21 protein-coding genes and 1 pseudogene are annotated in these 23033 nt (G+C 67.6%); 4 read left to right on the forward strand and 18 right to left on the reverse strand.

What is annotated here, in order from left to right; genetic code table 11:
• Positions 1 to 13: 13 nt before the first annotated feature.
• Complete coding sequence (locus AC5RUK_RS11930) at positions 14 to 2053, reverse strand: ATP-dependent DNA helicase (protein WP_494152301.1); 2040 nt, start codon at positions 2051 to 2053, stop codon at positions 14 to 16.
• Positions 2046 to 3587, reverse strand: coding sequence for a GTPase HflX (gene hflX, locus AC5RUK_RS11935; protein ID WP_494107902.1), 1542 nt, complete (start codon positions 3585 to 3587; stop codon positions 2046 to 2048). The genes AC5RUK_RS11930 and hflX overlap by 8 nt, the downstream gene beginning before the upstream one ends.
• A 431-nt stretch (positions 3588 to 4018) precedes the next feature.
• Between hflX and AC5RUK_RS11940 the strand changes: the two genes are divergently transcribed.
• On the forward strand, positions 4019 to 4630 hold the full coding sequence (locus tag AC5RUK_RS11940) for a class I SAM-dependent methyltransferase (protein WP_493988195.1): 612 nt from the start codon (positions 4019 to 4021) through the stop codon (positions 4628 to 4630).
• Positions 4631 to 4640: 10 nt separating this feature from the next.
• On the opposite strand, the gene dapF is transcribed toward AC5RUK_RS11940, so the two are convergent.
• The 7 genes from dapF to AC5RUK_RS11975 all read right to left on the reverse strand — a co-directional run bounded on the left by dapF (position 4641) and on the right by AC5RUK_RS11975 (position 11010).
• Positions 4641 to 5573, reverse strand: a complete 933-nt coding sequence (gene dapF / locus AC5RUK_RS11945) for a diaminopimelate epimerase (protein ID WP_494107904.1) — start codon at positions 5571 to 5573, stop codon at positions 4641 to 4643.
• Entirely contained in the window at positions 5570 to 6502 is a 933-nt protein-coding gene (gene miaA, locus AC5RUK_RS11950) for a tRNA (adenosine(37)-N6)-dimethylallyltransferase MiaA (RefSeq protein WP_494152302.1), read from the reverse strand. The genes dapF and miaA overlap by 4 nt, the downstream gene beginning before the upstream one ends.
• Before the next feature lie 5 nt (positions 6503 to 6507).
• A complete protein-coding gene (miaB, locus tag AC5RUK_RS11955) occupies positions 6508 to 8025 on the reverse strand; it encodes a tRNA (N6-isopentenyl adenosine(37)-C2)-methylthiotransferase MiaB (protein WP_494152303.1) in 1518 nt (505 codons plus the stop codon).
• A 52-nt stretch (positions 8026 to 8077) separates the two neighbouring features.
• Complete coding sequence (locus AC5RUK_RS11960; protein WP_494152304.1) at positions 8078 to 8761, reverse strand: hypothetical protein; 684 nt, start codon at positions 8759 to 8761, stop codon at positions 8078 to 8080.
• 222 nt (positions 8762 to 8983) lie between these two features.
• Complete coding sequence (locus AC5RUK_RS11965; protein ID WP_494152305.1) at positions 8984 to 9460, reverse strand: regulatory protein RecX; 477 nt, start codon at positions 9458 to 9460, stop codon at positions 8984 to 8986.
• Between the two features lie 81 nt (positions 9461 to 9541).
• Positions 9542 to 10594, reverse strand: a complete 1053-nt coding sequence (recA, locus tag AC5RUK_RS11970; protein ID WP_493988189.1) for a recombinase RecA — start codon at positions 10592 to 10594, stop codon at positions 9542 to 9544.
• A 194-nt stretch (positions 10595 to 10788) separates the two neighbouring features.
• A complete protein-coding gene (locus AC5RUK_RS11975; RefSeq protein ID WP_493988188.1) occupies positions 10789 to 11010 on the reverse strand; it encodes a DUF3046 domain-containing protein in 222 nt (73 codons plus the stop codon).
• Positions 11011 to 11140: 130 nt separating this feature from the next.
• On the opposite strand from AC5RUK_RS11975, the gene AC5RUK_RS11980 reads away from it, so the two are divergent.
• On the forward strand, positions 11141 to 11623 hold the full coding sequence (locus AC5RUK_RS11980; RefSeq protein ID WP_493977755.1) for a MarR family winged helix-turn-helix transcriptional regulator: 483 nt from the start codon (positions 11141 to 11143) through the stop codon (positions 11621 to 11623).
• A gap of 106 nt (positions 11624 to 11729) precedes the next feature.
• Here the strand turns inward: AC5RUK_RS11980 and AC5RUK_RS11985 are convergent, their stop codons facing one another.
• The 7 genes from AC5RUK_RS11985 to AC5RUK_RS12015 all read right to left on the reverse strand — a co-directional run bounded on the left by AC5RUK_RS11985 (position 11730) and on the right by AC5RUK_RS12015 (position 19915).
• Positions 11730 to 12167: a helix-turn-helix domain-containing protein gene (locus AC5RUK_RS11985; protein WP_493977754.1), complete on the reverse strand. Its 438-nt coding sequence runs from the start codon at positions 12165 to 12167 to the stop codon at positions 11730 to 11732.
• A 103-nt stretch (positions 12168 to 12270) separates the two neighbouring features.
• Positions 12271 to 12792, reverse strand: coding sequence for a CinA family protein (locus AC5RUK_RS11990; RefSeq protein ID WP_494152306.1), 522 nt, complete (start codon positions 12790 to 12792; stop codon positions 12271 to 12273).
• Entirely contained in the window at positions 12789 to 13394 is a 606-nt protein-coding gene (pgsA, locus tag AC5RUK_RS11995) for a CDP-diacylglycerol--glycerol-3-phosphate 3-phosphatidyltransferase (RefSeq protein WP_494152307.1), read from the reverse strand. The genes AC5RUK_RS11990 and pgsA overlap by 4 nt, the downstream gene beginning before the upstream one ends.
• A gap of 62 nt (positions 13395 to 13456) precedes the next feature.
• Positions 13457 to 16309: an FtsK/SpoIIIE family DNA translocase gene (locus AC5RUK_RS12000; protein WP_494152308.1), complete on the reverse strand. Its 2853-nt coding sequence runs from the start codon at positions 16307 to 16309 to the stop codon at positions 13457 to 13459.
• A gap of 75 nt (positions 16310 to 16384) precedes the next feature.
• The gene (locus tag AC5RUK_RS12005; protein WP_493988183.1) at positions 16385 to 18076 is read right to left on the reverse strand and encodes a ribonuclease J; all 1692 of its coding nucleotides are present in this window, start codon (positions 18074 to 18076) and stop codon (positions 16385 to 16387) included.
• Between the two features lie 7 nt (positions 18077 to 18083).
• Positions 18084 to 18995: a 4-hydroxy-tetrahydrodipicolinate synthase gene (dapA, locus tag AC5RUK_RS12010; protein WP_493988182.1), complete on the reverse strand. Its 912-nt coding sequence runs from the start codon at positions 18993 to 18995 to the stop codon at positions 18084 to 18086.
• A 116-nt stretch (positions 18996 to 19111) separates the two neighbouring features.
• Positions 19112 to 19915, reverse strand: a complete 804-nt coding sequence (locus AC5RUK_RS12015; protein WP_493988181.1) for an alpha/beta fold hydrolase — start codon at positions 19913 to 19915, stop codon at positions 19112 to 19114.
• 115 nt (positions 19916 to 20030) lie between these two features.
• On the opposite strand from AC5RUK_RS12015, the gene AC5RUK_RS12020 reads away from it, so the two are divergent.
• Positions 20031 to 21215: a heparan-alpha-glucosaminide N-acetyltransferase domain-containing protein gene (locus AC5RUK_RS12020; protein ID WP_494152309.1), complete on the forward strand. Its 1185-nt coding sequence runs from the start codon at positions 20031 to 20033 to the stop codon at positions 21213 to 21215.
• Between the two features lie 5 nt (positions 21216 to 21220).
• Here the strand turns inward: AC5RUK_RS12020 and AC5RUK_RS12025 are convergent, their stop codons facing one another.
• Together AC5RUK_RS12025 and dapB are read right to left on the reverse strand one after the other, a co-directional pair.
• The gene (locus AC5RUK_RS12025) at positions 21221 to 21727 is read right to left on the reverse strand and encodes a tetratricopeptide repeat protein (protein WP_493988179.1); all 507 of its coding nucleotides are present in this window, start codon (positions 21725 to 21727) and stop codon (positions 21221 to 21223) included.
• A complete protein-coding gene (gene dapB / locus AC5RUK_RS12030) occupies positions 21724 to 22479 on the reverse strand; it encodes a 4-hydroxy-tetrahydrodipicolinate reductase (protein ID WP_494152310.1) in 756 nt (251 codons plus the stop codon). The genes AC5RUK_RS12025 and dapB overlap by 4 nt, the downstream gene beginning before the upstream one ends.
• Before the next feature lie 365 nt (positions 22480 to 22844).
• On the opposite strand from dapB, the pseudogene AC5RUK_RS12035 reads away from it, so the two are divergent.
• Positions 22845 to 22967: pseudogene (locus tag AC5RUK_RS12035) on the forward strand (helix-turn-helix domain-containing protein); the annotation flags it as partial.
• Positions 22968 to 23033 lie beyond the last annotated feature (66 nt).

Raw genomic sequence — 23033 nt, forward strand, 5'->3', positions numbered from 1 at the left:
TGCCACGGCCCGTTCAGGCAGCGGCAGCAGCCAGCCTCTCCAGGATCTGACGTGCCATGGCGCCGTCCTTGGTGCTCCAGAAGGGCGGCAGGGCGCTGCGCAGGAAGCCCCCGTAGCGTGCTGTCGCCAGCCGTGAGTCCAGCACGGCCACAACTCCCCGGTCATTGGAGGCGCGGATCAGCCTGCCTGCCCCCTGCGCCAGCCGCACAGCCGCATGGGTCGCCGAAACGGTCATGAAACCGTTTCCCCCGGCCTGCGCCACGGACCGGGTTCGGGCGGTCGTGAGCGGGTCGTCCGGCCGGGGGAACGGAATCCGGTCGATGACCACGAGCCGGCACGCTGCACCGGGAACGTCGACGCCCTGCCAGAGCGTCATGGTGCCAAACAGGCATGCGTCCGGTTCCTCGGCGAATTGGCGGACCAGTGCCGACATCGATGATTCTCCTTGGCACAGGATGGTCAGGTCGGTGCGCTCGCGCATCTCCGCTGCAGCTTCTTCTGCCGCACGCCGCGAAGAAAACAAGCCCAGGGCGCCGCCGCGCGAGGCCAGCAGGAGCTCCTCCAGTTCAGCAAGCTGCTCGGGGCTGGTGCCCCGGCCTGGCTTGGGCAGATGTGACGCCACGTACAGCACGCCCTGCCGGGGGTAATCGAAGGGGCTGCCCACATCAACGCTGGAATAGGCCGGCGCGCCTGCTCCCAGCAGTCCGAGTGACCCGGCTACTGCGTCGAAGGTTCCCCCGACGGACAATGTTGCCGAGGTGAGCACCACCGTGTGTTCGTCGAACAGGCCTTCGCGCAGCCGGGACGCCACGGAGAGCGGCGCTATGTTCAGCGTTGCCGGCTGGTCGTCATTGGCGGCGTAGTCGCCGGTCTCGCCATAAGTACTGGGACGGGTCGCCCAGATGACCTCCCGGGAGTCGGGCGCGGACAGCAGCCGTTCAGCCAGCTCCAGCACGGCAGAGAGCCGTGACCGCGCCATCTGCCGGCCGCCGTCCGCTGCCCCCGCACCCTCCGGCTTGGAATCGGAAAGCGCTGTACGGGCGGCTTCCCGCAGTTGCGTGAGCACCAATTCATGCTCCTCGCGGAGGCCGGCCGCCAACAGCCCGGTCGGCACCGACTGCAGGACGTCCTCCAGGGCGTCGGCCGCGGAGTTCAGCGGTTCCACGCTGATCCCCGTGTGCTTGCGCGCCGTGGAGGCGGCGGTGCGGACCATGGCAGCGGAGAGTTGCCCCGCGACGGCGCTGGTGACGCGGTCCTGCAGCTCATGGGCCTCGTCGATGACCACCACATCGTAGTCCGGGAGCACGGCCACGCCTTCGAAGGCGTTGATGGCCAGCATGGCGTGATTTGTGATCACGATGTCTGCCTCTGCCGCGTGGCCCCGTGCCAGTTCGCTGAAGCACTCGGCCGCCAGGGGACATTTTTGGGCGCCCAGGCATTCCATCGACCCGACGGAGACCTGGCGCCACGCCCGGTCGCTGACACCGGGCACCAGTTCGTCCCGATCGCCGGTTTCGGTCCCCTGTGCCCACTCGCGCAGGCGCACGACCTCCTTGCCCAGTGCGCCCGATGCGCCGGAAGCCGCCGCCGAGCCGGCCGGAGCAGGATGCGGAACGGCGTCCTCGCCCAGGCTGAACAGTGCCGCCGGTGCATCTTCGTCCGGAAAGCCGCCCGCCAGCTTGTGCAGGCAGAGGTAATTGTTCCTGCCTTTGAGTAAAGCGACGTCCAGCGGCCTGGGAAGCTCGTCGGCGACGGCCTCCAAGAGCCGCGGCAGATCACGCTTGACGATCTGCGATTGCAACGCCAGCGTCGCGGTCGAGACGATGGCGGGCTTTTCCCCCTGCAGCGCCTGGACCATGAGCGGCACGAGATAGGCCAGCGACTTGCCGGTGCCTGTGCCCGCCTGCACCAGCAGGTGCTGCCGGCGGTCAAAAGCCTCGGCCACTTTCGCGGCCATCTCATGCTGGCCGGCACGGTGCTGGCCGCCCATCCCCTGCACCGCGACATCAAGCAGCCGCAACGCCTCGCCGGCGGGAACCTGGAGATCAGTCATTCCGGATGAACTGTTCCAGCTCCGATGCCAGGCCCTCGCGCACCATCACGTCGAGGCGCGTACCGTCCTCTCCATGCTCCATGGAGAGGATTTCGGCGTCTTCGTTGTGTAAGCGGCTGATCACTTCGCCCCGGTCGTAGGGCACCAGCAGCTGCAGCTTCACGCTGGGCCGCGGTATCGTCTCGCTGACCAGCCGAAGCAGCTCGTCGATGCCCTGCCCGGTGCGCGCCGAGACCACGACGTGCCGCGGTTCGCGCTGGCGCAGGCGCTCGACCACGAAGGGATCCGCGGCGTCGGCCTTGTTCAGCACCACGATTTCCGGAATGTGCCGCGCTTCAATCTCGGTCAGCACCTCGCGCACGGCGGCGATCTGGCCCTCCGGGTCGGGATGCGAGACATCGACGACGTGCAGGATGACATCGGCGTCGGCGACTTCCTCCAGTGTGGAGCGGAAGGCTTCCACCAGTTGCGTCGGCAACGACCGGACGAAGCCAACGGTGTCGGCGAGCGTGTAACCGATACCATCCGGGGTTTCCGCCCGGCGGACGGTCGGGTCCAAGGTGGCGAAGAGGGCATTCTCCACCAGCACACCCGCATCGGTCAGGCGGTTGAGCAGCGACGATTTCCCGGCATTCGTGTAGCCGGCAATGGCCACCGACGGCACCGCATTCCGGCGCCGGTTGGCACGCTTGGTTTCCCGTGCCGGCTTCATGGCGGTGATCTCGCGGCGCAGCTTCGCCATCCGGGTACGGATGCGCCTGCGGTCCAGCTCGATCTTCGTCTCACCGGGCCCTCGGGAACCGATGCCGCCGCCGGCAGCCCCCACGCGCCCGCCGGCCTGGCGGGACATCGACTCGCCCCAGCCGCGGAGCCTGGGCAGCAGATACTCAAGTTGGGCAAGCTCTACCTGGGCCTTGCCTTCGCGGCTCTTGGCATGCTGCGCGAAGATGTCCAGGATGAGCGCGGTACGGTCAATGACCTTGACCTTCACGATGTCTTCCAAACCGCGGCGCTGCGACGGCGACAGCTCGCCGTCGACAATGACCGTGTCCGCACCGGTGGACATCACAATGTCGCGCAGCTCCTGTGCCTTGCCGGAACCCAGGAAAGTCCCCGGATCCGGCTTTAGCCGGCGCTGAACGATACCGTCCAGCACTTCGGAACCGGCGGTTTCCGCCAGCGCTGCTAGTTCCCGCAGGGAATTGTCCGCGTCGTCGGCCGTTCCTTCGGTCCAGAGGCCGGCGAGGACCACGCGTTCCAAACGCAGCTGCCGGTACTCAACCTCGGTGACATCCTCAAGCTCGGTGGAAAGGCCCGCTACGCGCCGCAGGGCGCGGCGTTCGGCGAGGTCCTGCTGGTCACCGTCGAATTCGGAATGTTCGGCACCAAGTTCGGAGAGAGCCTGTGCTCTGCCGCCGACGCCCGGCTTGCTTCGCGCCGCAGTGTCGCGGGCCAGGATACGGTCGATGACTGCCTGGATCTCATCAGGCGTCATTTCCGGCTCCGGTGTCGGCTGGGGGTGGTTGGTGGTCATGCTCTCCTTCGAAATGTCCGTGGTCCTATCGTAGTCCTCCGGGATGCGCCCGGCAGAGCCCGAAGATGCAGTTTGTGGATGATTCGCCAAAAGTCCTCCTGGCATGGGCCCGGGCGGTGCCGGGCAGGGAAATGCATGGCTGCCGGCGCCTGCGGGTGCGGGGCCGGAGCCACCGGGAGTGCCGGGGCCGTCACGGCTTCTCAAACGGCTGCGCTGGATCATTCAGAAGGGGGAGGCCTTCGGAAACGGTGATTGTCCGGCGGCCGGGGAGGACAGGGCCTCAACCATCGGCACGTTCTGTCCCGGTGCGAACGGGGCAGCAGGCTGCGGCGCAATCACTGTTTTTTCATGCGTTCCACGGTATCAGAGCGGACGCTGCTTAGGTGGGCCTTGATACCGATTCCGCTGTATGCGCACTAATCTGGCCGATTATGGGAACAGAGCACTACTTCAGCGCGCAGCCAGGCAATCCCGAGGTTCGCCGCACCCTCGCCGTCGAGCTGGACGGCCGCATGCGGCAGCTGCAGACAGCCGGCGGCATCTTCAGCCCGGACGGCGTAGACAAGGGCACGGCGGTGCTGTTGGACGAGGTCCCGCCGCCGGCACCGGAAGGCAACCTGCTGGACGTCGGCTGCGGGTGGGGACCTCTTGCGCTCACGATGGGACTGAAGTCCCCCGGTGCCACGGTGCTGGCTGTGGATGTCAACGAACGCAGCATCGCTTTGACCAATGACAACGCCGCGGCCCTGGGACTGGTCAATGTTCGCGCCTGCCGCCCCGAAGAGGTCGACCCGGGCCTGCAGTTCCAAACCATCTGGTCCAATCCTCCGATTCGGATCGGCAAGAGCGAGCTCCACGAACTGCTGTTGATGTGGCTGCCCCGGCTCGCACCGGGGGGCTCCGCCTGGCTGGTCGTCCAAAAGAACCTGGGGTCGGACTCCCTGCAGCGCTGGCTTTCGGCCGAGCTGCCGTCGGGCTATACCGTGAGCCGTGAAAGCACCGCAAAGGCGTTCCGTGTGCTCTGTGTCCGGCGGGCCGGCTGAGGCGCTTTCCTCAGGCCAGGGTGCCTCGGGACACCAGCACGGCAGGGCCGCTCAGCTCCACATGTTCCCGCCCGTCGGCCGCAGGGATGAACCGGACGCGGACGACGCCGCCCGGCACCCCGACCTGCCAGTCGTCGGGAGCGCCCGCACCCGCCCAGTAGCGGATGGCGGCGGCAGCAGCACAGGCGCCGGTCCCGCAGGACTGCGTCTCCCCCACCCCGCGCTCGTGCACGCGCATGCTGATGTGCCCGGCTCCGTCGGCCACGAGGGGTTCCGCCGGCACGACAAATTCCACGTTCGTGCCGTTCTCCGGAACCGGATCCACGGCAGGCGCGTGGAACAATTCGGTGGCGGCCAGTTCTTCGAGCCCGGCAAGGGCGACCACCGTGTGCGGGTTCCCCAGGCTCACCGACAGTGCGGGCCGCGGCACCTGGAGGCCTCCTGCGCTTACCGTGGAGTCCATCGCCCTGGCGGCAGCCTCCGCTGGATAGATGAACTCCCAAGGCCCCATGTCCACGGCATAGCCGTTGGCGGACCTGCTGACGATTTTGACTCCCGCGCGCGTGCCGATCGTCAGCGATTCCCCCGCCGCCAGCTCAACCAGTCCTTCGGCCAGCAGGAAGTGCACGAAGACGCGGACCCCATTGCCGCACATCTCCGAGGTTGAGCCGTCGGCATTGCGGTAGTCCATGAACCACTCGGCCTCCGGCGCCCTCTCCAGCAGCTCCCGGCCCTCGGGCAGGTGCCGGGACCGGACCGCACGGATGAGCCCGTCTGCGCCGATGCCCAGGTGGCGGTGGCAGAGCCCGGCGACCGCTTCGGCTCCGATGTTCTTGACGCCGTCCGGATCGGCAATCAGCACGAAGTCGTTGCCGGTGCCGTGCCCCTTGGCAAAGGACAGCCCGGCGAGGGCTGACAGATGATCAGGAATGGGGTTGTTCACGGCTCAAGCTTAGCGATGTGCGCGGCCGCCTTGTCCGCCACCAGCGGATCCTCCCAGTCGAGCCAGTGGATCCTGGGATCGGCGCGGAACCACGTCAGCTGGCGCCGCGCGAACTTGCGGGTGGCGGTGATGGTGTCCTCGGCAGCCTCGTCCCGGGTCCATTCGCCGTCGACCACCTTCAGGAACTGCGCGTAGCCGAGCGCCCGCGAGGCTGTTCGGCCCTGGCGCAGACCCTGCCGGTCCAGTGCGGCGACCTCGTCCAGGAGTCCGCGTTCCACCATCGTATGGACGCGACCGGCCAGGCGGTGCTTTAGCTGCTCGCGGTCCACCCGGAGGCCGATCTGCACGGTGGGGCGGACATACTCCCGCTCGGGCATGTAGGAGCTGAACGGACGCCCGGTGAGTTGCCGGACCTCCAGCGCCCGGATGACCCGGCGGGCATCAGCCAGCCGCCCGGCGGAAACCGGGTCGACCTGCCCCAGCCGTTCCCGCATGGCTGCGAGGCCGCGCGCCTCCAGCTCTTCCTCCAGGGCCCGGCGCAGGGCCGGATCGGTGCCGGGAAACTCGATGGCATCGAGGGCAGCCCGTACATACAATCCTGAGCCACCGACGAGGATGGCCCTGCGCCCCCGTCCGTGCACGGCATCGATCGCTTCCCTGGCCTGTTGTTGGTAGGCCGAGACACTCGCCTCTTCCGTCACGTCGAGGATGTCGAGCAGGTGGTGCTCGATCCCTTGCCGCTCGGCGAGGTTTATTTTGGCCGTGCCGATATCCATGCCGCGGTAAAACTGCATGGCGTCGGCGTTGATCACTTCCCCGCCCAGCCGCCGGGCCAGCGCCACGGCGAGGTCAGACTTTCCGGATCCGGTGGGGCCGACGACGGCGATGACCGCCGGGCCGTCCGGCAGCGCTTGCGGGCGGACCGGCATCGCCGTCAGCTGGTTCGGCCGGGCAGCGCCGGCATGCCCAGCGACACCTGGGCAGGCCTGCCTGGCGCCGCGGGCACCGCACAGGAATCTGCCTGGGAGCGGTCCCACGCATCACCGGCCCGTGAGCGGCGCAGTTGGTAGTCCGCTTCGGACAGCGGGTCGGCGATCAGGTGGAAGGGGGCCGCCTCGGTGATTGTCACCGTGACCAGATCGCCGGGCCGCGGCACCGGCGCGCCCTCGGGCACGGAAAAGTGCACCAGCCGCTGATCGCGGGCCCGCCCGGAGAGCCGGTGGGTTGCTTCCGCTTTGCGTCCCTGCTGGGCTGTCACCATGACCTCGAGCCGTCTGCCCAGTTGTTTGGCGTTCTCTTCAGCGGCAATCCGGTCCTGAAGGGCAGTCAGACGCTCGTAGCGCTCCTGCACCACGGCCTTGGGCAGCTGGTCCGGCAGTTCCGCGGCCGGCGTGCCGGGCCGCTTGGAGTACTGGAAGGTGAAGGCACTGGCGAAGCGGGCCCGTTCCACCACGTCCAGCGTGGCCTGGAAGTCCTCCTCCGTCTCCCCCGGAAAGCCGACGATGATGTCGGTGGAGATGGCCGCGTGCGGAATCCGTTCCCGGACCTTGTCGAGGATACCCAGGAACTTCGTGGACCGGTAGGAGCGGCGCATGTCCTTCAGGACCTTGTCCGAACCGGACTGCAGCGGCATGTGCAGCTGCGGCATCACGTTGGGGGTTTCGGCCATGGCGTCGATGACGTCGTCGGTAAATGCCGCCGGGTGCGGGCTGGTGAACCGGACCCGTTCGAGGCCGTCAATGCTGCCGCAGGCGCGCAGCAGCTTCGCGAAGGCGCCGCGGTCGCCGAATTCCACTCCGTAGGAGTTCACGTTCTGCCCCAGCAGGGTGACCTCGATGGCACCGTCATCGATCAGGGCCTGGACCTCCGCCAGAATGTCCCCCGGCCGGCGGTCGCGTTCCTTGCCGCGCAGCGAGGGCACGATGCAGAACGTGCAGGTGTTGTTGCAACCGACCGAGATGGAAACCCACCCGGAGTACACCGCGTCGCGCTTGGTGGGCAGCGTCGAGGGGAAGACATCGAGCGATTCGAGGATTTCCAGCTGCGCTTCGTTATTGTGCCGGGCACGCTCCAGCAGCGCGGGAAGGGAACCCACGTTGTGAGTGCCGAACACGACGTCCACCCAGGGCGCCTTCTGGAGGATCGTCTCGCGGTCCTTCTGCGCCAGGCAACCACCGACGGCGATCTGCATGCCGGGGTTGCGTTCCTTCACGGGGGCGAGCTGGCCAAGGTTGCCGTACAGCTTGTTGTCGGCGTTCTCCCGCACCGCACAGGTGTTGAACACCACGACGTCGGCCTGCGCGCCTTGGGATTCGACCATGCCGGCTGCTTCGAGAAGCCCGGCAAGCCGCTCGGAATCGTGTACGTTCATCTGGCAGCCGAACGTGCGCACTTGGTAGGTGCGGGCTTCGGGCTGCAACTCGATGGTCGGGGCAGGGGCAGTCAAACTCACCTTACAAGGGTACGGCCTGCGGCGGGACGGGCCACAATCTGCGGGCCGAAGATCAGTACCAGTTGTTGTCCAGCCGGAAGTCCAGTGCCAAGCACGGCGAACCGTACCGGGACTCGATGTAGTCCAAGCCCCGGTCGATCCGGAAGAAATACTTGCCGCCGGCCGGTTCGTCAGCGCTGGAGCTCCCTTCCGCTTCCTTGTTCCAGAGCGTTTCGAGGCAGCCCAACTCCCCGGCGCCCCAGCCGGGGGAAAACAGGGCGCCTCCGACGTGGGCGTCTCCTGGCCCGGAATCGCTCCTCGGCGCTTCGGCGGGCGCCCGGGAGCCGTCTTGTTCTGCGGCTGCACCAGCTGCGAGCTGTTCTTCGGCCGCGCCCGGTGCGACGTGTTCATTGGCCGTGTCCGCCGCAGCCGCCTCGCCGGCCGCGTCCGCCGGCGCGGCCTCCGGTGCCGGATCCGTCTGCTCCCCGGCGGTGCCTTGTTGCCCTGCACTCTTCCGGGCGGCGGCTTCCTGCTCTGCGCCCTCCGCGGCAGCGGCTTCCTCCGGCTGTCCGGCGGCAGTTTCCGGTTCCCCCGCGCGGCGTGCTTCCCCCGCCCGGGCGGCATTCTTCGGGGCGGCTGCGTCTGTGGACGCCCGGTGCTCTTGCTGCCGCTGGGCAGCACGCGCCAACGCCCGCTGTCCCTCGTCCGGGTCGCTCCACCCCATCAGCTGCTCCACCGGGGCTCCGATGGCTCCCACGGCTGCGGATGGGCCTTGACCGTTGTGGAGGCCCGCTGCCGCCGTTGCACCGACGGCAGCGACAGAGCCAAGGGCCAGGCCTGCCGCAATCCGGAGGCGGCGCCGCCTGCGGGTGCTCCTGCGTAGCTGGGTGGATTGTCGACGTTCATTATGCGATGGGCTCACAGTCGCACAATGATACCGACCATTTCAGGAAAAGTCTCAAAGCCATAACGGCTGGGCTTAGGACTCCGGGTCGGCGGCGTCGCCGAGTTCCTCATCCGCAACCCGGTAGGCGAGGGAGGGCGGATAGCCCTTGCGGGCCAGCATGGAAACCAACCGCCGCAGATGCTTGTCCCTTTCCGACCGGTCCGTCAGGTGCCAATCGGGACGGATCTTGCGGCGAACCAGTCCCCGCGCGGCTTCCAGCTCGTCGTCGGGCGAAAGCTGGTCAAGCGCCTGCTCGGCGATGTCGCCGGAAATACCCTTTTCCGCGAGTTCCCGCTTGAGGGCGGCGCGGGCAAGGGACCGGGTCTGGGAGCGGCTGCGCACCCACATTTCGGCGAACTCTGCGTCGTCGATGAGCTTGACTTCTTCGAATCGATCGAGGACCGACTCGGCGACGTCGTCCGGGACGCCGCGCTCAGCCAGCTTTGCGGCCAGCTGGGCGCGGCTCTTCGGGGACCGTGTCAGCGCGCCCAGCACAATCGAGCGTGCCACGGCGTGAGGATCCGCCTCGGCCGCCAGATCGGCCGGGCTGCCCGGCGTGGGCCCGGCGGCCGGACCGTGCCTGCGGGCCACCTAGAATCCGTCGACGGCCTTGAGCTTCGGCCCGCCTTCTTCTCCGCTGTCCGGTACGGGGTCGATCCCGAGCTTCTGCCGGATCTTGCGCTCCAGTTCATCTGCCAGGTCCGGGTTGTCGATCAGGAACTTACGGGCGTTTTCCTTGCCCTGGCCCAGCTGGTCACCGTCGTAGGTGAACCAGGCGCCTGACTTCTTGACCAGCGAATGCTCCACGCCCATGTCAATCAGGCTGCCCTCGCGGGAAATGCCGTGACCGTAGAGGATGTCGAACTCTGCCTGCTTGAAAGGCGGGGCCATCTTGTTCTTGACGATTTTGGCCCGGGTGCGGTTGCCCACCGGGTTGGCGCCGTCTTTCAAGGTTTCGATCCGGCGCACGTCGATGCGCACCGAGGCATAGAACTTCAGCGCCTTACCGCCGGTGGTGGTCTCCGGGCTGCCGAAGAACACGCCGATCTTTTCGCGCAGCTGGTTGATGAAGATCGCCGTGGTCTTCGATTGGCTGAGCCGCCCGGTGATCTTTCGCAGGGCCTGGCTCATCAGGCGCGCCTGGAGACCAACGTGGCTGTCGCCCATTTCGCCCTCGATTTCCGCGCGGGGCACGAGGGCTGCGACGGAGTCGATCACGATGATATCCAGCGAGCCGGAACCAATCAGCATGTCCATGATTTCCAGGGCCTGCTCGCCGGTATCCGGCTGCGATACCAACAAGGCGTCGGTGTCAACGCCAAGCTTCTTGGCATATTCGGGGTCCAGGGCGTGCTCGGCGTCGATGAAGGCTGCGATGCCGCCGTTCTTCTGCGCGCTGGCCACGGCGTGAAGCGCCACGGTGGTCTTGCCGGAAGATTCCGGACCGTAGATTTCCACCACGCGGCCCCGCGGCAAACCGCCGATGCCCAGTGCCGCGTCCAAGGTGATGGAGCTGGTGGAGATCGTTTCGATGGGGGCGCGCGTGTCGTCACCGAGCCGCATCACCGACCCCTTGCCGAACTGCTTGTCGATCTGCGCCAGCGCAGCTTCCAGTGCCTTCTCGCGGTCAGCTGGTGCGGCCATTGTTCACCTCAGTCTCTTGCGGCCCTCGGGCCTTTTTGTCTTGACGTCTTCCGACCGTAACCGCCGGTTCGGACAATATGGGATCGGCAGCGGAGCGTGTGGATAATCCGTCCACCCGGGGGTCTGTGTAGAAGTTTAGCGGGATCCGAACACACTTTCGAACATATCGGCTTTTGTGCGCGGGCGTGTCTGTTTCAGCCGCGCGGCTCGCGGTCCTTGCCCCAGCGCCGTTCCGGGGGAACGTCCTGGACATCGCAGAGGGCCAGCCACACGGATTTAGGCGGGATTCCTGCGGCCAGAGCTTCCGCCGCGGTACGGCCCCCGAGTTGCCCCAGCACCAGATCGGCAGCGAGGACATGCGAGTACGCGGGACCGAATTCATCGTCCATCAACCGCCAGAAGTCACTGGTTCGCACGCGTCCATCTTCTCACGGGTGCGTCCGGTAACAACCGGTCGCGACCCGGATTCAGCGCCAGCCGCCGGCGCATCCGGCGCGTCACGCCGCCCTTGCCCTTCGTCTGCATCCCGCTCATTACAATTAGCCCATGACAGACCATGCCACAGGCAGCGCAGATGCAGGGTTCGATGCGGCCATCGAAGCTCTTGAACGGCAGTTGAGCCTGCTCTGGCGCCGGGCCAGGGCGAACTCGCACCGGGTGGCGCGGAACGTCCACCCGGATATGGAGCCTGCCGCTTACGGGCTGCTGCTGATCCTCCAGCGGGAGCGCTCCATGCGCCTGACCGAACTGGCGGCGGCCATCGGCGTTGGCAAACCCTCTGTCAGCCGCCAGATCGCCATGCTGGAGCAGTTGGGACTGGTAGGCAAGGAGGCGGATCCACTGGACGGGCGGGCCCAATCGATCACCCTGACTCCTGCCGGGCTGGAGAAGCTGGCCGAGGCACAGGCCGCCCGCAAAGTCGCCTTCCACGAGCGTCTTGGCGACTGGTCCGTCGAAGACTTGTCCACGCTGGGACAGTTGCTGGACCGGCTCAACGCTTCGTACGCGAACGAGCCGCCGGTCCACTAGCAGCAGTTCCGGTCGACGGGCAGGCGCGGCCCGCGGACACCGGCGGGTACAACAAAACCGGCCGGTTCCGCCACGGAGGCGAAACCGGCCGGTTCAGGTTTTGGGGTCAGTAGCGGGCGGAAGCCAATCCGCGGAGCTCGTCGGGCAGCTCGTCGGGAATGGCCCCGACAAACTCCCGGGACAGTTCCTGCGGAACGGTGTCGGGGATGACAACGCCCTCGGCGTCAGCGACGCGGTCGCTGACTTCCCGGAGCATGTGCGACAGGGGAACGTCCAAGGCCGAGCAGATCGAGGACAAGAGTTCCGACGAGGCTTCCTTCTGACCGCGTTCGACTTCGCTCAGGTATCCAAGGGAGACACGGGCGCTGTGCGACACTTCGCGAAGGGTACGTCCCTGACGCTGCCGGACATCGCGGAGGACGTCGCCAATTTCGTGTCGTAGCACCACCATTTTGCGCTCCTTCTGCTCCGTGCGCGGTTCTTCGGCCAATCCCACATCACGCCAACGGACTACACCGTTTACGGACACGGGCTGCTTTACCATCTGTATCGCCTTGCTCCCTCATGAGGTGTGCGGCCTGCGCCGCTGTCTTCAAAGCCTAGGCCAACAACGTAACAGTTGCTGACACCCTTTGATAACTACTGAATCAAAGTTTTTGTTCCCGGGCCCGAATCCGCGTTACCGCCAGGCCCGCGGCCGCGTCGATCGCGCGGCCCAGTTCATCGATGGCGGCTTCACACGCCAGCCGCCGGATGTGGGCGCGGTCCCCCTCGAAGCGGAACTCGACGGCCCGCGTGCCTGCCGGGGACGCAACGCCGACCCACACGGTTCCTGGATCCCGTCCGCCGTGCGGTTCCGGTCCCGCCACTCCGGTGGTGGACACCGCGATGTCCGCCTGCAACACGCGCCTGGCGCCGTCGGCCATCTGGCACGCGACCGCTTCCGTGACCGCGCCCTCGCGCGCCAACAGCCCCGCGTCGACGCCGAGCACCGTCGTCTTGATCCGGCTCTGGTAAGCCACGACACCGCCCTGGAGCGTACCCGAAGCTCCCGGCACGGTGGCCAGCTCCGCCGCCACCATTCCTGCCGTCAGGGATTCGGCGGTGGCCAACGTCACCTTCGCTGCGATGGCGGCGCCTACGACCTCGGACGCGGGTGTGTGGTTCACTGCCGGCCCTGTGTCTTCGCGAGGGCAGTACGGCGCAGCGCCGCGGCTTTGACCACGTAGTCGACCCCGGTCACCACGGTGACGACGACGGCGACAGCCATGACGGCAAAGGCCGCCCAGACGGCCCAGGCTCCGAGCCATGCCTCCAGCGGCAGGAGGAAAAGGAAGATCGCCAAGGTTTGCAGTACGGTCTTCAGCTTGCCGCCGCGCGAGGCCGGCATGACGCCGTAGCGGATGACGACGAAACGCAGCAAGGTGATGCCCAGCTCCCGGACCAGGATGACGATGGTGATCCACCACGGCAGGTCGCCCAGCACCGACAGGAGGATCAGGGCCGAGCCGATCAGGAGTTTGTCGGCGATCGGGTCGGCGATCTTGCCGAAGTTGGTGATCAGGCCTCGGGACCGTGCCAGGTCGCCGTCAAGCTTGTCGGTGTAGATCGCGATGGCAAAAACCACCACGGCCAGCCACCGGAACAGCTGCCCCGCTCCGGCGTCGACCAGCAGGAACCAGATGAAAAACGGAACCAGCAGGATCCGCACCGTGGTGAGGACGTTGGCGATATTGAGCAGGGGCACGGGCCGGGACACTGAATCAGTCACGGTTTCAAGGCTACCCGCCTGCCGTGCCCCTTCAGCCGCCGTCCGGGCGTGCGGCACGTTCGTCAGCGCCCGGTCAGGCTCCAGGCGTCCTCGGACCCTGAATCGTCGCCGTCGTAATAGTCCTCCGCCTGCGGCCGGGAGTCCAGGTCCTCGGCGACCAAGTCACGCGGGCCGTCGAAACCGTGGTTCGCGTTGGCGTTCTCTGCCAGCGCCTCCGTCAGCGAATCGGCTTCGCTCGGCTCGCCCGGGGCGGCCGCCGGCGGCTCGTCGCCCCGGATAGCGGCGAGCGTCGCGGCCAGGTCGTCCGGCTTGACCAGCACGTCGCGTGCCTTGGAGCCCTCGGAGGGGCCGACCACGCCCCTGGACTCGAGCAGGTCCATCAGGCGGCCGGCCTTGGCAAAGCCCACGCGCAGCTTCCGCTGCAGCATCGACGTCGAGCCGAACTGCGTGGTGACCACGAGTTCGGTCGCCTGCAGCAGCACGTCCAGGTCGTCTCCGATGTCGTCGTCGATCTGCTTCTTCGGCGCCTCGACGGCGACGTCCTCCCGGTAGACGGCCTGCAGCTGTCCCTTGACGTGTTCCACCACCCGGTGGATTTCCGATTCGGAGACCCAGGCCCCCTGGACGCGGATGGGCTTGTTGGCGCCCATCGGCAGAAACAGGGCGTCGCCCTGGCCGATCAGTTTCTCGGCGCCGGGCTGGTCGAGCACAACGCGGGAGTCGGTCACCGACGAGGTGGCGAACGCCATCCGCGACGGGACGTTGGCCTTGATCAAGCCGGTCACCACGTCCACCGAGGGCCGCTGGGTGGCCAACACCAGGTGGATGCCGGCGGCGCGGGCAAGCTGGGTGATGCGGACAATGGAGTCCTCAACGTCCCGCGGGGCGACCATCATCAGGTCCGCGAGCTCGTCCACGATCACCAGCAGGTACGGGTAGGGCTTGATCACGCGCTTGGACCCGGCCGGCGGCACAACCTTCCCGTTGCGCACGGCCTTGTTGAAATCATCGATGTGCTTGAAGCCGAAGTTGGCGAGGTCGTCGTAGCGGGTGTCCATCTCCCGGACCACCCACTGCAACGCCTCGGCTGCCTTCTTCGGATTGGTGATGATCGGCGTGATCAGATGCGGCACGCCCTCGTACGCGGTCAGTTCCACGCGCTTGGGGTCCACCATGACCATCCGCACCTCGTCCGGCGTCGAGCGCATCAGGATCGAGGTGATCATCGAATTCACGAACGAAGACTTGCCCGCGCCGGTGGCGCCCGCGACGAGCAGGTGCGGCATCTTGGCGAGGTTGGCCAGCACGAAGCCGCCCTCCACGTCCTTGCCCACGCCCATGACCATCGGATGCTCGGTCTTGCGGGCATTGTTCGACCTGAGCACGTCGCCCAGCGAGACCGTCTCGCGGTCCGTGTTCGGGATTTCGATGCCGATGGCCGACTTTCCGGGAATCGGCGACAGGATGCGCACGTCGGAGCTGGCCACCGCGTAGGAGATGTTCTTCGACAGCGCCGTGACCCGTTCGACCTTGGTGCCCGGCGCCAGCTCGATCTCGTAGCGGGTCACCGTCGGGCCGCGGGAGAACCCGGTCACCTTCGCGTCCACCTTGAACTGGTCCAGCGTCTCGGTCAGCGCCTTGACGACGGCGTCGTTCGCCTCCGAGCGTTCCTTCGAGGGCGGACCCGGCGGCAGGAAATCCGAGGGCGGCAGGGTGTAGGCGACGTCCCCGGCCAACTGCAACTGCTCGGTGCGCTGCGGGATCGGGGTGGTCGGCGGCTGCGGCTGCACCGGATTGGACGGGACGGTGGGGGCTGCGGCCGCCGGCGCGGCGGCAGGCAGCACCGGCAACGCCTCGGTGGCGCCCTCGGGTACCAGCCCCTGGTTGCGCTTGATTTTTTCGACGGCGAGCTCGGCCTGGGTGGGCCTGCGCACCCCCGGCGGCACGGCCGGTGCCGCCTGCTCCGTTCCGGCTTCTTCCTCAGGTTCCTCGGCCTCAATCACCGGTGTTTCGAACGCCTCGTCGAAGTAGAAACTTTCGTCGTCGGCGCCCTCGGCCTCTTCGGTCTTGCGCTTGCCGAACAGCCTGCGCCGCGGCTTGCGTTCCTTGGCCGGGTCATCGGCGTAGAGGTAGCTTTGGTCATGCCCGTCGGTGGCCGGCCGGTGCCCGGCTTCTGCCGACGGGTCCTGGCCCATCAGGTGCTCGTAGAGCATCCGCAGGCGCATGGGGATGTGGCGGAACGGCGTGGCGGTCACGATCAGGATGCTGGTGAAGGCCAGCAGCCCGTAGAAGGCGACCGGCAGCCACAGGTTGACCGCCGCCAGCGGTGCGGCAAGCAGGAAGCCGGCCATGCCGCCGGCCGCCCACAGGGCATCGAAGCCGTCGGCCAGCGCGGGCTGCCCGCCGATGACGTGGGCCAGCCCGGAACCGGACGCCAGCGCCAGGATGAGGCCGATGGAGATGCGGCTGTTGGCGGGCGAGTCCTCCGGGTAGCGCATCAGGCGCACGGCCATGATCAGCAGCAGCACCGGCAACACCAGCGCCATCCAGCCGAAGGTCCCGCCCGCCATGGCATGCACGGCGTTTCCGAACCAGCCGTCAAGCGCCCACCACTCCACCGTGGCCACGCAGGCGGCCAACAGCAGCAGGAAGAAGCCGGTGCCGTCGCGGCGCAGTGCGGGATCGGGCCGCACATCGGGGCCCAGCTTCCGGACGCCCGCCGCCACCGGACGCGCCACGCCCATCCACAGCCCATGGATCAGCCGGGCCAGCAGCGGCAGTTGCTCCTCCTGGGGCTGCACGTCGAGCACCTTGGTCTTGCTGGAACGCCCCGAGGAGGAGCGCGCAGTGGTGCCTGTAGCCTTACCGCGCGACTGCTGGGTGCCTTTTCGGGCAGGGGAAGTACGAGTCGCCATAGTGGCTAGGTTACCGGCTGTCCGGCGTCATCCGCGGGATTTCGCCCCGGCGGATCGGCTGCGCCGGTTGCGGGATCAGGCCTCCAGGACCACGGGAACGATCATCGGCCGGCGGCGGTGCCGCTTGTTGACCCAGGTGCCGATCACCCGGCGGACCACCTGCTGCAGTTGGTACGTCGTGTGGTCCATGTTGTTGACCACGGCTTCTTCCAGGGCGGCGATGATCTTGGGTTTGATGTCGTCGAACACCGAATCGTCCTCGGCGAACCCGCGCGCATGGATTTCGGGGCCGGAGACGATCTGGCCGGTGCTGCGGTTCACCACGGTGATGACGGAGATGAAGCCTTCCTCGCCCAGGATCCGGCGGTCCTTGAGGTCGGCGTCGGTGATTTCGCCGATGCTGGATCCGTCCACATACACGTAGCCGCATTCGATCTGGCCGACAATGCGTGCCGTGCCGTCCTTCAAGTCGACGACCGATCCGTCGTCCGCGAGCAAAACGTTCGCGGCGGGCACGCCGGTCTGCTCGGCCAGCCGGCCGTTGGCGATCAGGTGGCGGGTCTCACCGTGCACCGGCAGGGCGTTCTTGGGCCGCAGGATGTTGTAGCAGTACAGCAGTTCGCCGGCGGCAGCGTGGCCGGACACGTGGACCTTGGCATTGCCCTTGTGGATGACGTCGGCGCCAAGCTTCAGCAGCCCGTTGATCACCCGGAAGACGGCGTTCTCGTTGCCCGGAATCAGCGACGACGCCAGAATCACCGTGTCCCCCGCGCCGACCTGGACGCGGTGGTCGCCGTTGGCCATGCGGGACAGCGCCGCCATCGGCTCGCCTTGCGATCCGGTGGACATCAGCACGATCCGGTCGTCCGGGAAGTCCTCGACGTTTTTCAGGTCCACGAGGATGCCGTCGGGAACGTTCAGGTAGCCCAGTTTGGCCGCGATGCCCATGTTCCGCACCATGGAGCGGCCGACGAACGCCACGTGCCGGCCGTGGGCCGCGGCGGCGTCGAGCACCTGCTGCACGCGGTGCACGTGGGAGGCGAAGGAGGCGACGATGATGCGTTTTTGCACCTGGCCGAACAAACGCTCCAGCACCGGGCCGATTTCGTTCTCCGCCGTGGTGAAGCCGGGGACGTCGGCGTTCGTGGAGTCGGCCATGAAGAGGTCCACGCCTTCCTCCCCCAGCCGGGCGAACGCGCGCAGGTCGGTGATCCGGCCGTCCAGCGGCAACTGGTCCATCTTGAAGTCGCCGGTGTGCAGCACCGTGCCGGCCGCAGTGCGGATGAAGACTGCCAAGGCGTCCGGGATCGAGTGGTTGACCGCCACGAATTCGCATTCGAAGGGACCGAACTGCTCGATCTGGCCCTCCGTGACGGTGAGGGCATGCGGTTTGATCCGGTGCTCGGCCAGCTTGGCCTCGACCAGGGCCAGGGTGAGCCGGGAACCGATCAGCGGGATGTCCTGCCGCATCCGCAGCAGGTACGGGACCGCGCCGATGTGGTCTTCATGCCCGTGGGTAAGGACCACGCCGACGACGTCGTCGAGCCGGTCCTCGATGTACGAGAAGTCCGGCAGGATCAGGTCCACTCCCGGCTGGTGCTCTTCCGGGAACAGCACGCCGCAGTCGACCACCAGCAGCTTGGAGTCGATCTCGAAGACCGCCATGTTGCGGCCGATTTCCCCGAGTCCGCCGAGCGGAACAATGCGGAGCGTCCCCGGTTCAAGCAGCGGCGGCGTGCGCAGCTGTGTGATGGTGGATTCGCTCATAGGGTGGTCAGACCCCCAGCGCCAGGCCGGCCTCGGCCAGGTCGGCGCGGACCGGCGCGAGCTCGGCCTCCGTCGGTTCCACCAGCGGGAGCCGGACCACCGAATTCGGCAGGACGCCCTGCCACTTCAAGATTTGCTTGGCAGCGACCGCACCCTGGATGTGTGTCATCACCGCCCGGATGATCGGGTCCAGTTCGAAGTGGAGCCGGCGTGCGGTGGCGAAGTCCCCCGCCAGTGCGGCATCGACGAGTTCCCGGAACTGCCGGGTGGCCACGTGCGCGCTCACGCTGACCACGCCGACGGCGCCGGCCGCCATCAGCGGCAGCGTCAGGCCGTCGTCGCCCGCGTAGACGTCCAGGTCCGTGTTGGCCAGGACCCGGGTGGTTGCGGCGTAGTCCGCCTTGGCGTCCTTGAGCGCGACGACGAGCGGATGCTCCGCCAGCCGGATCAGGGTTTCCGTCTCGATGTTGATGCCGGCGCGGCCGGGGATGTCGTAGACCATGACCGGCAGGCCGATGGCCGAAGCGATGGTTTCGATGTGGGCCTGCACACCGGCCTGGCTGGGCTTGTTGTAATAGGGGGCGGTGATCAGCAGTCCGTCCACGCCGGCGCTGGCGGCGCGCCGGGAGAGGCTGATCGAGTGGCGGGTGTCGTTGGTGGTGGACCCGGCAATCACCTTGGCCCGTCCGCCCACTGCCTCAACGACGGCCCGGAACATTCCCTCGTTCTCATCGTCGGTGAGCGTCGAGGTCTCGCCGGTGGTGCCGGTGACGACGAGTCCGTCGGAACCGTCCTGGACCAACTTGTCCGCCAGTTCGGCTGCCTTCCCGTAATCGACCTCGCCCTCCTCCGTGAAGGGGGTGACCATAGCGGTGACCATGGTGCCGAAAGGATACTCACGAACGTCAGACTCAACCATAGGGAAAACGTTACCGTGTCCGACGGCCCGATCAGCAATGGCGTACAAGGCGCGACACAGAGTTACACGTCACGTGCCGTGGCTCCGCCAAGCCCGGGGCGCGCAGCCCGGGTTCGTCAGCGGGGCGTGTGGACGCGGCCCAGGAAATCGGTCAGCAAGGCGGTCACGTCGTCCTGGGCGGAGAGGCACCCGGCGTGGTCCAGGCCCGGGAGCTCGGCAAAGTGTCCGTCGGGCAGCAAGGCGGCGGCCTGGCGCGATTCCGCGGCGCGGGGGTGGTCCTCGCTGCCGGCAATCAGCAGGACGGGTAACCGGATCCGCTGGACTTGGCGGGGATCGAGGCCGGGCAGCTCTTCGCCCGCGCGGAAGTAGGCGGCAAGCGCTGCCGGGTCGTTGGCCAGGAAGGCCTGCCGGGTGGCCGCGTCAACCGGCACGGCGCGGCGCTCGTTCCAGCGGCGGAGGAACTCTTCCATCCCGCCCGTCTCCAGCGCGTCCAGATAGTCGGGAAAGAAGAGCTTGCCGACCTGGCCGGCCATGCTCCGGTGGGTTCCGCCAAGCATCGTGAGCGAACGCAGGCGCTCCCGCCGGTAAACGGCCATCGCGAGTCCGACCCGTGCGCCGAAGGAATAACCGAAGTAGTCCGCGCTTTCCAGCCCGCAGGCGTCCAGCACCGCTTCGACGTCGCCCATGAAACGCTCCATCGTGTAGGCGCCCTCATCGTGCGGTTTGTCGCTGCGGCCGTGCCCGCGCATGTCCAGGGAGATCACCCGGTGCCGCGGTTTGAGGGCACGCTGGTAGCCCAGCCCCCGCCAGGTGGCCTTGGACAGGGCGGTTCCATGGACCAGCAGCAGCGGCTCCCCGGTGCCGGTGTCCTCGAAAGCCAGCCGCACGCCGTCGTCCCCGTTGACTGCGAATCCCATCATGGCCGCTCCGTGAGCGCGGCAGCCGGGTTCTGGAACCTGTTCATTCCCTCACGGTATCGTGCGCCGGCCGTTGGGTTCACAGCCGCCTCCCCGCCGGCTGTGAGATTATCGGTGCATGCGCCCAGGTTCCACCCGCCCGCGGATTGCCGGGATTGATGCGGCCCGCGGCATCGCCTTGCTGGGCATGATGGCGACCCACATCTTCTCGCCGTGGACCGCCGGCACGGATCCGCAGCCGAACTTCGTGGGCCTGGTGCTCTCCGGACGCTCGTCGGCGCTGTTCGCGGTCCTGGCCGGGGTCGGGCTGGCGCTGCTCACCGGCGGCAGCCGCGGCCACCGCGGCGGGAGCCTTGCCGCGGACCGCGGGGGCATTGCCGTGCGTGCGCTGCTCATTGCCACGGTCGGCATGCTGCTGGGCGCGCTGGAAGTAAACGTCGCGGTGATCCTGGTCCACTACGGCGTCCTGTTCCTGTGTGCGCTGCCGTTCCTTCAGCTGCGCCGCGGGGTGCTGGCGCTGTGGGCGGCCGGCTGGATCGTCTTCTCGCCGGTGCTGGCCCACCTGCTGCGGCCCTTGGCCGAAGCGGCCGTGCATCCGGCCGAGCTGGGCCACAACCCCATGGTCTACGACCTGCTGACGCCGGCTACGCTGCTCAGCGACATTTTCCTCACCGGCTACTATCCCGTGGTGCAGTGGCTCGGGTATTTGCTGGCCGGCCTGCTGATCGGGCGCATGGAACTGCAACGCACGGGCGTGCAGCTCGGGCTGCTGGCGGTGGGCGCGGTGCTGGCCGTGGCCGCCAAGGCCGGCTCCTGGTTCCTGATGGACCGGCTCGGCGGTTATGCGGAGGTAGCGGCGACCGAAGCGGCACGGCGGCCGGACTTCGATCTGGTGTACCAGGTGAACATGAGCTGGATCGAGCAACGCGGCTCGTGGTGGTGGCTGGGCGGCGCGTCGCCGCATTCCGGAACGACCTTTGACCTGCTGCACACGGTGGGCACCTCCGCCGCGGTCCTGGCGGTGTGCCTGCTGCTGACTTCCCGGCTGCCGTGGCTGCTGCTGCCGCTCGCGGGCGCCGGCGCCATGACGCTGACCCTCTACTCTGCCCACGTCTGGGTCGTCAGCGCGTTGCCGCCGGCCGCTCCGGAACTTCCGGCCTACCTGTGGCAGGCGTTGGCGGCGGTGGCGGTGGGCATGGCTTTCCTGGCCTTGGGGTGGCGCGGACCGTTCGAACTGGTGACCTCCACCGCGGCGCGGCTGACCCGCGAGGCACTCCGGCCGGCCGGCAGCCGGGGCCGCTGAACGGTTTAGGAGCGGCTGAGGGTGATGGCGTGGCGCATGGACTCGCGGGCGCGCTTGCGGTCCCCTGCAGCGTCATAGGCGCACGAGAGGCGGAACCAGCTGCGCCAGTCGTCCGGCGCGGCCTCGGCCTCGGCCTTGTACACCAGGAACTCCCGGTCGGCCGCCTCCCGCACGATGCGCCCGCCGGGCGTGCGCGGCAGGTCGTCCACCGGCAACCCTCCTTCGGCTTCCAGGGTCCGGGCCAGCTTGGACATCCGCGAGCCGAACAGCAGTTCCCGGCTCAGCGCCCAGGCCCCGATGACCGGCAGGACCACCAGCGCGACGCCCAGGCCCTTGGCCACGGGGTCGGGTTCGGTGAGCATCAGCCAGGCCCGCTGCAGCGTGGCTCCCAGGTAGCCCACCAGCAGGACGATGATCACACCGACCCAGATCTTGGCTCCGTGCCGGGCATACCAGCCGATGCTGCCGTTGCCGCCGTCCGCTGCGGGGCCCGTGTGTCCGGTGTTGCTCATGGAAGTTCCAGGTACCCGTCTAGTCCGTAGGTCAGTCCGGGCCGCCCGGTGACGGTCCGCACGCCCAGCAGGACGCCGGGCATGAAGGAGGCGCGGTCGAACGAATCGTGCCGGATGGTCAGTTGTTCGCCCGGCCCGCCGAGCAGCACTTCCTGGTGCGCCACCAGGCCGCGCAGCCTCACGCTGTGCACGCGCACGCCGTCAACGTCGGCGCCGCGGGCTCCGTCGAGCGCCTTGGTGGTGGCGTCAGGGCCGGCGGGGACGTCTGCGTCCTGGCGGGCGGCGGCCACCAGCTGCGCCGTCCGGACGGCGGTGCCGGAGGGTGCATCCACCTTGTCCGGGTGGTGCAGCTCGATGATCTCCACCGATTCGAAGTACTTGGCTGCGGTGGCCGCGAAGGCTGATGCCAGCACGGAACCGAGCGCGAAGTTGGGGGCAATCAGCACGCCCGTTCCAGGGTGCTGTTCCAGCAGCTCCGTCAACGACTCCCGCTTGGCCTGGTCCCAGCCGGTGGTGCCGACCACCGCGTGCATGCCGTGCTCGACGGCGAAGCGGACGTTGGCCTCGGTGTTGTCCGGCGTGGTCAGGTCCACCACGACCTGTGTCCCCGCGGCCACCAGTTCTTCCAGCGCGTCGCCCCGCTTCAGCGCGGCCACCAGGTCCAGGTCGGGGGCGGTCTGGATGGCCCTGACGGCCTCGCTGCCCATCCGTCCGCCGGCGCCCAGCACGGCCACGGCAAGTTGCTCAGTCATGCCCTCCAGCGTATCGCTACTGAATGCGCCGCTGTGCGCCAAATTCAGTTGGGGGTATAGACGTCGCGGGCGATGTCAGCCTGTTCGTACTTGTTGCTCGATGTACTCTCGGATGACGTCCAGCGAGGGTGTCATCGACGGATCCGGCGAAGTATCACCCGGACTGGCGCCGCCCGGAGTTCCGGTAATGCCGTTCCGGTTTCCGGAACTGCGGGCTCTAACTGCGACAGGGATCACGTTTGGGGATCTCTTCAGATCCCCCGCCGCCGCATTTTGGTTAGGTACAAAACGGGGGCTGTCCTCGGAGCACCGGATTTCCTTTGGGATACACCGTTTTTGTCATAGGCAACAAATATCTTGGAAGCGTGTCGAAGCGTTACCGCTACCGTGCCTACCCGACGCCGGATCAGGAGCAGCATCTGGCCCGGCTGTTCGGTTGCGTACGGGTGGTGTTCAACGATGCCATCGCTGCCCGCCGAGCCGCCCGTGAACAGGGTGAGAGGCTTCCGTCTGCCGCGGAACTGTCCCGGGAGCTGACGGCTGCGAAGCAGACC

Source organism: Arthrobacter sp. Y3223065 (assembly GCF_059090885.1).

Coding starts and splice junctions, on each gene's coding strand:
- AC5RUK_RS12005 (WP_493988183.1), bottom strand. CDS start 18,076: ATGAGCGAATCCACCATCACACAGCTGCGCACGCCGCCGCTGCTTGAA.
- miaA (WP_494152302.1), bottom strand. CDS start 6,502: ATGCCGGTCCGCCCGCAAGCGCTGCCGGACGGCCCGGCGGTCATCGCC.
- recA (WP_493988189.1), bottom strand. CDS start 10,594: ATGGCCGCACCAGCTGACCGCGAGAAGGCACTGGAAGCTGCGCTGGCG.
- hflX (WP_494107902.1), bottom strand. CDS start 3,587: ATGACCACCAACCACCCCCAGCCGACACCGGAGCCGGAAATGACGCCT.
- AC5RUK_RS12015 (WP_493988181.1), bottom strand. CDS start 19,915: ATGATGGGATTCGCAGTCAACGGGGACGACGGCGTGCGGCTGGCTTTC.
- AC5RUK_RS11940 (WP_493988195.1), top strand. CDS start 4,019: ATGGGAACAGAGCACTACTTCAGCGCGCAGCCAGGCAATCCCGAGGTT.
- AC5RUK_RS12000 (WP_494152308.1), bottom strand. CDS start 16,309: ATGGCGACTCGTACTTCCCCTGCCCGAAAAGGCACCCAGCAGTCGCGC.
- dapB (WP_494152310.1), bottom strand. CDS start 22,479: ATGACTGAGCAACTTGCCGTGGCCGTGCTGGGCGCCGGCGGACGGATG.
- AC5RUK_RS12020 (WP_494152309.1), top strand. CDS start 20,031: ATGCGCCCAGGTTCCACCCGCCCGCGGATTGCCGGGATTGATGCGGCC.
- dapA (WP_493988182.1), bottom strand. CDS start 18,995: ATGGTTGAGTCTGACGTTCGTGAGTATCCTTTCGGCACCATGGTCACC.
- AC5RUK_RS11980 (WP_493977755.1), top strand. CDS start 11,141: ATGACAGACCATGCCACAGGCAGCGCAGATGCAGGGTTCGATGCGGCC.
- AC5RUK_RS11985 (WP_493977754.1), bottom strand. CDS start 12,167: ATGGTAAAGCAGCCCGTGTCCGTAAACGGTGTAGTCCGTTGGCGTGAT.
- AC5RUK_RS11930 (WP_494152301.1), bottom strand. CDS start 2,053: ATGACTGATCTCCAGGTTCCCGCCGGCGAGGCGTTGCGGCTGCTTGAT.
- AC5RUK_RS12025 (WP_493988179.1), bottom strand. CDS start 21,727: ATGAGCAACACCGGACACACGGGCCCCGCAGCGGACGGCGGCAACGGC.